The following is an 8,793-nucleotide window of genomic DNA, read 5'->3' as shown; positions in this document are numbered from 1 at the left end:
CGAGCTCTTCTTTTATCATTGCTAAGCACTCATATACACTGTCAAAGCGCTTTTTCATTGGTAATTTAAGATTAAAAATAAGCTCTTTTGCATAGGCATTGACTGCCCAGTCAATCATTAGGCTGGTTACTTTGGTTGGTTTTTCTACCATGTCACATACAAGCCAAGTAATGTTTCTTTTCTCTGGACGATATTTAAAGCCATCCTCTCTAAAATGCTTAACCTGCCCTGTTTCCATTAGGTTATCATTCATTGGTCCATTGTCTATTGCATTAACAAACATGCCTCTGCGCACCAATTGGTATGTCCAACCACCTGGGCATGCGCCTAGGTCAACACATCGCATACCTGCAGCAACACGTATTTCTCTTTGTTGCTCTGGTATAAACACATTAAACGCTTCATCAAGTTTAAGTGTAGAACGGCTAGGACCATCGCTTGGCATACGCAAACGTAAAATCCCCATAAAGTTGGGTGAATTGTTATAGCTGTATGAATAGCCAACATATGCGGTATTATTTTCCAAAAATAACACATGCATCACAGGCCGATTTGCCTTTGACTCACGCAACACGGTGTTTTGTTTCTCTAGTGCTTTTTTAAGCGGTGTGGAGATTTTTTTACAAAAAGTAAGTAGTTCTTTCCCTTCGTTTGTATCAGGCGTCTCTACTCGTAGTTCAGCGCATAAAGGAAAATCTTTAGCTGCTTGCACAACTGCGCCTACACGGTCTTCTAAAGGCATATCTTCTAATAATGTGCCGGCAAACCACTGGCGAGCAAACACCATATTTTTGAAATCGATTTTTTTGATTATCTCGTCGCTATGCTGCGCTTCAAAACATTCATATATAACGTAACCTGTATTAGGCTTTGCTTTTACATACCCTGCAAAACCCTGCTCAGCAGCATGAAATGTTATTTCAGCAGCTGCATCGTTTTCAAACCCACTGCGACAATAAATCACAACACTAGACATAATAACCCTTAAACTTTTTAAAACTTAAATCGTGCAACTTGCACTAAAATAACAATCCAACCAATAATAAAGCACACCCCACCAAGAGGAGTAATTGGCCCTAACCACTTCATTCCTGTCAGTGCTAATAAATATAGGCTGCCACTAAAAAGCAGTGTACCTATTATAAAAAAGTGGCCAGCCCAATTTAGGTTAATACCCCATTTTAAGAGTAATGCTACTGCAATTAATGCTAAACCGTGCACCATTTGATACTCAGCGGCTGTTTTAAACACACCTATCGAATATTCTGATAGACGACTTTTCAGTCCGTGAGCGGCAAAAGCCCCCAACATAACCGAAAACATACAAAATAAACTGCCTGCCATTAAAAATAGTTTTGTCATTATTTACCCAACATTTTGTTTATAAATTGTGCTGTACTAGAAGCTGCTATTTGGCGGTTTTCTAATTCAGTAATGCCACTTTTTTTACGTGGTTTTAACGAATGGTCGCCATCAGCCAGCCATACATAGTCGGGCTGTTTTGGCATTGCCAGCGTTTTTAGTTCTTCACGCGTACCAAATGTATCTCGCTCACCTTGCAACACTAAAAATGGACAAGGAATATCAGCAAAGTGTTCTGTACGAAGCTTGTCTGGTTTACCTGGTGGATGAAATGGGTAACCAAATGCAATAACGCCTTTAATTGGCTGCTTAGTTGTGCATGCAAGCATTGACGCCATTCGCCCACCCATTGATTTACCGCCAATAAACAAGGGTAATTTAGGTTGAGCATGCGTTAATACTTGCTCATAGTATGTAAGCAATTTGGGAGCACGCTCTGGCGGGCGTCGCTTGCCGGTTTGCTTTGCAATTTGCATATATTCAAAATCAAATAAACCAACATCAACACCCTGCTCACTGATCAGTGCAGCCACGTGCTGCATAAAGTCAGAATCACTGCCAGCACCAGCACCATGGGCAAAAATAAACTGTGCAATTGCGGGTTGGCTTTGACTTTTGAACCATTCAATCATGATTAATACTCTTGCTCTTGTTCAACCAAACTTAGCATCCATTCTTTAAATGACACTATTTTTCCCAATTCAGTTTGTGATTCACGAAGCACCAAATAGTAAGCGTTTTTACTTTCTAGACTGTGGCTAAATGGAATAACTAGTCGCCCTGCATCAATATCTGGTTTGGCTAACACACTATTCCCAATTGCAACGCCTTGGCCATGAACGGCAGCTTGCAGCACCATAGAAGAGTGGCTAAATATAGGCCCTTGATTTACTTGTACGTTACGTACACCCGCAGTTTTCATCCACGTTTTCCAATTTTTACGTGTAGTGTCATGCAATAAGGTGTGCTGTGCTAAATCACTGGGTTGATCAAGTGGTTTGGGGCCACTCAATAACATAGGGCTGCACAATGGCACTAAATACTCTGTATGTAACTTATAAGCTTGCACTCCATTCCAGTGGCCACGCCCGTAGTAAATGGCAATATCGACATCGTCACTTAACGAATTTTCGTCTTGGTCTTGTGCTTTTATTCTTACGTCAATTTCAGGGTGTAACTCATTAAATAAACTTAAACGAGGCACTAACCATTGAATTGCAAAACTAGGGGTTAAACTTACCGTTAATGAGCCTTTAGCTCCTCGCGCAAGTAACTTTTCTGTAGCATCAATCAGTTGCGTAAAAATTTCTTTAATATCTAAAAAATAACCTTGGCCTTCTTCCGTTAATAATAACGAGCGATTTTTTCGTAAAAATAGCTTTAAACCTAAATGTTCTTCGAGTGTTTTTATTTGATGACTGACAGCTGCTTGCGTTACATAAAGCTCTTCTGCGGCTTTTGTAAAGCTTAAATGCCGTGCTGCAGCTTCAAATGCTTTGAGTGCGTTTAATGGGGGGACTCGTCTTGACATAATAACCAAGCTTTGAATTAGTTTTTCTTATGCATGAATTATATACCCATGACAAGAAAGAGTATATTTAAGGTGTAAAAAAAGCGACTAATGTCGCTTTTTATTATGCGGTCACTTTTTATAAGTCGCTAGCGCTGGTATCTAAAGGCGCAAAACTCTTAACCAAATCATCTACTGCTTTCATTTGCGATAGGTAGCCTTCTAATTTACTTAGGGCTAATGCACATGGTCCATCACACTTTGCTTCATTAGGGTTTGGATGTGCTTCTATAAATAAACCAGCGATCCCCAAAGCCATTCCACTTCTGGCTAGCTCTGCCGCTTGAGCTCGACGCCCATCAGCTGAATCTGCACGACCACCTGGACGTTGCAACGCATGCGTTGCATCAAAAATTACAGGTGCCATTGCTTTCATGTCATCCATTCCTAACATATCAACAACCAGGTTATTATAACCAAAGCTAGAGCCACGCTCACAAAGTGCAATATTATTATTACCAGCCTCATTAAATTTAGTAATGATGTGGCGCATTTCATGTGGTGCTAAAAACTGCGGCTTTTTAACATTGATAATCGCACCTGTTTTTGCCATAGCAACAACTAAGTCTGTTTGACGGGCTAAAAAAGCAGGCAACTGAATAACATCAACCACTTCAGCAACCGGCGCCGCTTGATGCGGTTCGTGAACGTCAGTGATAAGAGGAATGTTGAAGGTGTTTTTAATTTCTTCAAATATTTTTAACCCTTCCTCCATTCCCGGACCACGGTACGAGTTGATTGAAGAACGATTAGCTTTATCAAATGATGCTTTAAACACATATGGTATGTTTAGCTTTGTCGTCACTTCTACATAATGCTCTGCAATGCGCATGGCTAAGTCGCGCGATTCTAAAACGTTCATACCACCAAATAAAACAAACGGTTTGTTGTTTGCTAATTCAATATCATTAATTTTGATAATTTGATCTTTCATTTTAATTCCTTAAGGTGCAACTGCTTGCAACATTAATCCACAAATATAAGCCATGTATGTACCCACTCCGTAACCTAATACAGCCAGTAAAACACCGACAGGCGCAAGCGAAGGGTGAAATGCTGACGCAACAACAGGCGCAGACGCTGCGCCTCCGACATTAGCTTGCGAGCCTACTGCCATATAAAAAAGCGGTGCTTTAATTAATTTTGCAACAAGCAACATTAAACCAGCATGCACTAGCATCCAAATAGCCCCCACTAAAAACAAGCCCGGGTTATCAAAAATAGCGGTTACATTCATATGTAAGCCAATTGAGGCAACTAAAATGTATAAAAAGCTTGAGGCTACTTTAGATGCACCAAATGCTTCAATCTGTCTTACTTTAGTAAAAGACAAACTAATACCAATGGTAGTTGAAATGACAATTAACCAGAAAAACTTACTGGTTAAACTGTACTCTTTTGCCCACGCATAATTATTAGCGAAAAACGGCCCTAAAAAGTCTGCGCAAAAATGGGCTAAACCAGTAATACCAAATGCAATAGCAAGCAATGTCATGTAGTCATTCAGCGTTGGCATGCGCGCATGCTCTGCATGGTATTTTTCAACACGCTGCTTTAAATCTTCAATGGCGCTGGTGTCTGCTCCTGTAGCAGCATCAATTTTCTTATGGTTAGCTGCCATTAGTAACAAAACTGCCATCCAAATATTAGCCACTATGACATCAACGGTGACCATCACTGAAAAAATATCGCCGCCCACCTCAAACATTTCTTTCATTGAGGCTTGGTTTGCACCACCGCCAATCCAGCTTCCAGCTACGGTGGTCATGCCGCGCCATACAGCATCTGGCCCATGCCCGCCTACAATTGTAGGGTCTACCGCGCTCACAACTAATATAGCCAGGGGTCCGCCGATAACAATACCGAGCGTTCCCACTAAAAACATAATTAGTGCTTTAGGGCCTAAGTTTAAAATCGCTTTTAAATCAATGCTAATAGTTAAAAGTATCAAACAGGCAGGTAATAAATAGCGTGAAGCAACGTAATAAACATTCGATTTATTACCATCGACAATACCAAACGTATTAAGCAAAGAAGGTAAAAAGTAGCAAAGCAATAAAGCCGGTACATATTTATAGAACGTTTTTAATGCTGGGCGCTCGCTGTTTGAGGTTTTAAATATAAACCCCAAAATAACCGCAAGTAAACCAAGCACAACTGCATCATTGGTGATTAATGCGCTTTGTGTTTCAACCATGGTATTCCCTAATATTAATGGTGAGTTTTATTATTATCTTCTAATTCTTCAATTTGGTGCTGGATGATTTCTATTGCTGGATCATCTGGGCATTCATCTACAAAAAATTGTAGATCATCGCGGGCCATTTTAGGGCAATCGAGCTGATTTAATAAATACCCTCTGTCACGCCTTTCGTAGGGGTCGTCGCCAATTAATTCCATTAACATTTCAACGCATGTTAATGCATGGCCAAATTTATTTTCACTAATGAAAGACCACTTTTGCTGCGCTAAGAAAAGCTTATAAACTTCATCGTCAAAAATAAGTTCTAAGGGCTCTTGTTCTTGCCCTTCAGCTTCATCAGCATTTTCAGGAATAATATACCAACTTTGCTGACCGCTACTTGGCTCAACCAAATAGCCTTCTTCATCGCTCATAGCAATATGAACACCTATATCACCTTGATTTAGGCTCATACTGGCATCGAGGTTAGCCTGTTGTAAAAAATGACAAAGTAAAATTGCCAGAGTAGTTGGCGAGCCGCTACGCATAGTTAGGGTGTAGCTTAGGCTGTTTAATTTATGCTCAGGTACTTTTAAACTCGAGGCGCTAAATAGCCATGTACTGTAAAAGGTGTCTAGCAACTTATCTAAGCGTTCATGAGAGTCGGTTACAACAATGCATAATGCATTAATTTGTTTTTCAAAATCAGCAAGAACATCAAAAGCGGCTGTTAAGTCTAGTTGTGGATCCCATTTCGATTCAGCCTTAATGCAACGATAGATTGCCGCAGGGGTAAAGTCATCGTAAGCATCATCAATATAAGAGTCATCGTGTTCATCAAACCCAAAAGTGGTCATCAATACTGCAACATTTCTAGAAAACGAACGCGTAGTTTACCTAATTCTACCCATATATTCCAATAACGAAATGTACTTGATCAAATGCATGGAGGGAATATTCGAGCTTTAGAGATACTAAAGCTCGGTAAATTTATTTAAGGCTTAAAGTAGTAATGCTGACTTGGCTGTTGCCAAATAACCAATAGCTAAAATAACAAACGTATTTACAATAAGGTAAGATATTTTAGCCAAAAAATTAGTTTGCTTAGCGCTTATAATTCCAATAGCAATATAAGCAACCACTAATATAATTTTTTCTAATAACCAATGTTGTTCAAACGGGTTTATCTTCCCCATATACATGAGTGTAAATGCAGAAATTAAAAGTAATGTATCAATGCTATGGCTACTAATAAATACAAGTTTATTACGAGCAATTTTGCCACTGCCCATTCGTGAAAAAGATCGAATATAAAAAAAAACTACACTCAATGCTGCTATTGCCATGTGTGAGTGCTTTACTGCTAAATAATCCATATGCCTCTGTTCTTCTATTTATATAAAATTAATCTGGGTAACGTTTGATAATTATTTCAAGTTCATCAAGGTTTGCGTTAAAAACATCAACTAACTTTGGTTCAAAATGCGTGCCTTTTTGTGCGTTTATCTCTTCAACAACACGCTCGAGCGTCCATGAATCCTTATAGCAGCGTTTGTGCCTTAACGCATCATATACATCAGCCAATGCCACAATGCGGCCGAATATATTAATTTTATTCCCTGCTAAACCTTCAGGGTAACCAGAACCATCCCACTTTTCGTGATGTTCCTTGGCTATAGTGGCACCTGCACTGACAATTTCATGAGCTGATCCTTTTAAAATACCATAGCCTTTATCAGTGTGGGTTTTCATTACTTCCCACTCTGGTGCATCAAGCCTTGCGGGCTTATTTAATACCGAATCGGGGATACCTACTTTGCCTACATCATGCAAAGGCGCAGCTAATCTAATCAAATCAGCTTGCTGTTTAGATAAACCATAACCAAGCGCCAAAGCATGGCAAATATGTGCAACACGTTTTACATGATTACCTGTTTCAGTAGAGCGTTGTTCAACCGCTTCACTTAATCTGTAAACAAGCTCTTGTTGCGTGGCCTCAATCTCTGATTGTAACTGAACATTTTCAAAGGCTAATTGTACATTTTGAGCAAAAATTTCAACGAGGTTGCGTTGTGTATCGGTTAGTGTATTTGGAATGCCTGTGATAAACAGCATTGAGCTGTGGTTATATTCACTGCTGCAATAAGCAAATAGGTAATTATCTTTGTAGATAATAGACTGATTATTTAACGCTTCTTGGCATGCGCTTAGTTGATCTGCGTGTAGCACCTCTTCAAGGTCTTTACCTTCACTTTTTTCAAACTCACCGGTACCTGAACAAATAATCATTTTATTGTTCTGAGATGCTGGGTTTTGTGCAACAAGGGTGGTCGCGTACATAGCCTGATCTGAAATACCAAGCAATGATGTAAGTTGCTGCATTACTCCTTCTATAAAATACTCTATTGAATGTGCAGAAAAAATATTGCGTGATGCAGTTATTATTTTCTCAAGGCCAACACGAGATTGTTCTATTGAAATAATATCGCGGTACGAACGAAGGCTCGACATGATAACTGTAAATAATTTTTGTGCGGTGAGTTCTGTTTTTGATTTGTAGTCGTTAATATCAAAATTAACTATTACTTGGCGTTCTGGTGCCTGACCAGGTTGGCCGGTGCGTAAAATAATACGAATGTGGTTATTTTTTGCGGTTTCACGAATGTATTTTACAACTTGTAGGCCTGCATCGTCTGTTTCCATTACAACATCAAGTAGAACAATTGCTGCGTCTTTATGCTCATCAATTAAAGTTTTAGCCTCAGCGCCAGAATACGCGCTGATAAATTCTAAACGTTTATTTTGAAACTCAAAATCACTCAATGCCAATTTAGTAACTGCATGAACTTCAGGTTCGTCATCAACGATTAGTACTTTCCAGGTGCCCAGATCGGTATTATCTACCGGTGTATCTGGCTCATCTGAAAATAAAAAGTCACCCATCATAATTAGAATTCCTACATGACACATTTAACACACGGATGCAGTAATAATTAAGCTTATTATGGCCACTGTGCGAGCGTTACACGGTCATTTTCACCAAGATCTTTTATCGTTTTAATATTAACAAAGGCCATCGTTTTAAAAAATTCACGAACAGCAAAACCTTGGTCATAACCGTGCTCTATTAGAAGATAGCCACTAGATAGCAAATAGTCACGTGATTGTGTAATTATTTGTTTAATATCAGACATTCCTGAATCTTCAGCAACTAAGGCAGATAAAGGTTCAAATCGCACATCGCCTTGAGCCAAATGTTCGTCACTACTTTCTATGTACGGTGGGTTGGTCACTATAAGATCAAAATATTCATTATCAAGTGAGCTAAACCAATTGCTTTGTTTAACACGCACATTACCAAGTCCTAGACGCTGTTGATTCCGAGTTGCAAGCGCTACAGCGTCAGTCACTTTATCAACCGCTGTAATATTCCACAAAGGCATTTCACTACCCAATGCCAATGCAATGGCGCCAGTACCTGTTCCCAGGTCCAGAACTTTTGCATTTTTTGAAATTCCTAAACCAAGTGCAGCCTCAACTAATGTTTCAGTATCTGGCCGCGGAATTAACGTTGTTGCATTGACTTCTAAGGTTAAGCTCCAAAACTCACGTTGCCCTGTAATATGCGCTACAGGTTCGCCGTTTAATCGCCGAGCGCAAAGAGTATCAAAGGAGTGTT

Annotated in this window: 10 protein-coding genes; all 10 read right to left on the bottom strand. The window is 39.5% G+C overall.

From position 1 onward, the window contains the following. Positions 1-976, bottom strand: a 976-nt coding sequence (rlmM, locus tag BCG07_RS03295; RefSeq protein WP_286888644.1) for a 23S rRNA (cytidine(2498)-2'-O)-methyltransferase RlmM, incomplete at its 3' end; no start/stop codon positions are given. Positions 977-993: 17 nt separating this feature from the next. Further along, positions 994-1,362 carry a DUF423 domain-containing protein gene (locus tag BCG07_RS03290; RefSeq protein ID WP_243533119.1) on the bottom strand — a complete coding sequence of 123 codons (369 nt, stop codon included), beginning with the start codon at positions 1,360-1,362 and terminating at the stop codon, positions 994-996. Further along, positions 1,362-1,994 carry an alpha/beta family hydrolase gene (locus BCG07_RS03285; RefSeq protein WP_008133128.1) on the bottom strand — a complete coding sequence of 211 codons (633 nt, stop codon included), beginning with the start codon at positions 1,992-1,994 and terminating at the stop codon, positions 1,362-1,364. The genes BCG07_RS03290 and BCG07_RS03285 overlap by 1 nt, the downstream gene beginning before the upstream one ends. Before the next feature lie 2 nt (positions 1,995-1,996). Continuing rightward, positions 1,997-2,893: a transcriptional regulator GcvA gene (locus BCG07_RS03280; RefSeq protein ID WP_006794510.1), complete on the bottom strand. Its 897-nt coding sequence runs from the start codon at positions 2,891-2,893 to the stop codon at positions 1,997-1,999. 118 nt (positions 2,894-3,011) lie between these two features. After that, a complete protein-coding gene (kdsA, locus tag BCG07_RS03275; protein ID WP_006794509.1) occupies positions 3,012-3,866 on the bottom strand; it encodes a 3-deoxy-8-phosphooctulonate synthase in 855 nt (284 codons plus the stop codon). Between the two features lie 9 nt (positions 3,867-3,875). Beyond that, complete coding sequence (locus tag BCG07_RS03270; RefSeq protein WP_058428627.1) at positions 3,876-5,129, bottom strand: DUF819 family protein; 1,254 nt, start codon at positions 5,127-5,129, stop codon at positions 3,876-3,878. A 14-nt stretch (positions 5,130-5,143) separates the two neighbouring features. Then, positions 5,144-5,971, bottom strand: a complete 828-nt coding sequence (locus tag BCG07_RS03265) for a tetratricopeptide repeat protein (RefSeq protein ID WP_286888637.1) — start codon at positions 5,969-5,971, stop codon at positions 5,144-5,146. Positions 5,972-6,115: 144 nt separating this feature from the next. After that, complete coding sequence (locus tag BCG07_RS03260) at positions 6,116-6,490, bottom strand: SirB2 family protein (RefSeq protein ID WP_286888635.1); 375 nt, start codon at positions 6,488-6,490, stop codon at positions 6,116-6,118. Positions 6,491-6,518: 28 nt separating this feature from the next. Continuing rightward, entirely contained in the window at positions 6,519-8,060 is a 1,542-nt protein-coding gene (locus BCG07_RS03255) for a DUF3369 domain-containing protein (RefSeq protein ID WP_286888633.1), read from the bottom strand. A 56-nt stretch (positions 8,061-8,116) separates the two neighbouring features. Then, on the bottom strand, positions 8,117-8,793 hold a 677-nt coding region (gene prmC, locus BCG07_RS03250; protein ID WP_286888632.1), incomplete at its 5' end, for a peptide chain release factor N(5)-glutamine methyltransferase.

Origin of the sequence: Pseudoalteromonas sp. ESRF-bin5 (assembly GCF_002632075.1) — a bacterium.
Classification (GTDB): Bacteria; Pseudomonadota; Gammaproteobacteria; order Enterobacterales; family Alteromonadaceae; genus Pseudoalteromonas; species Pseudoalteromonas marina.
The sequence above is the reverse complement of the archived record's forward strand: the minus strand, read 5'-3'. Positions and strand labels throughout refer to the sequence as shown.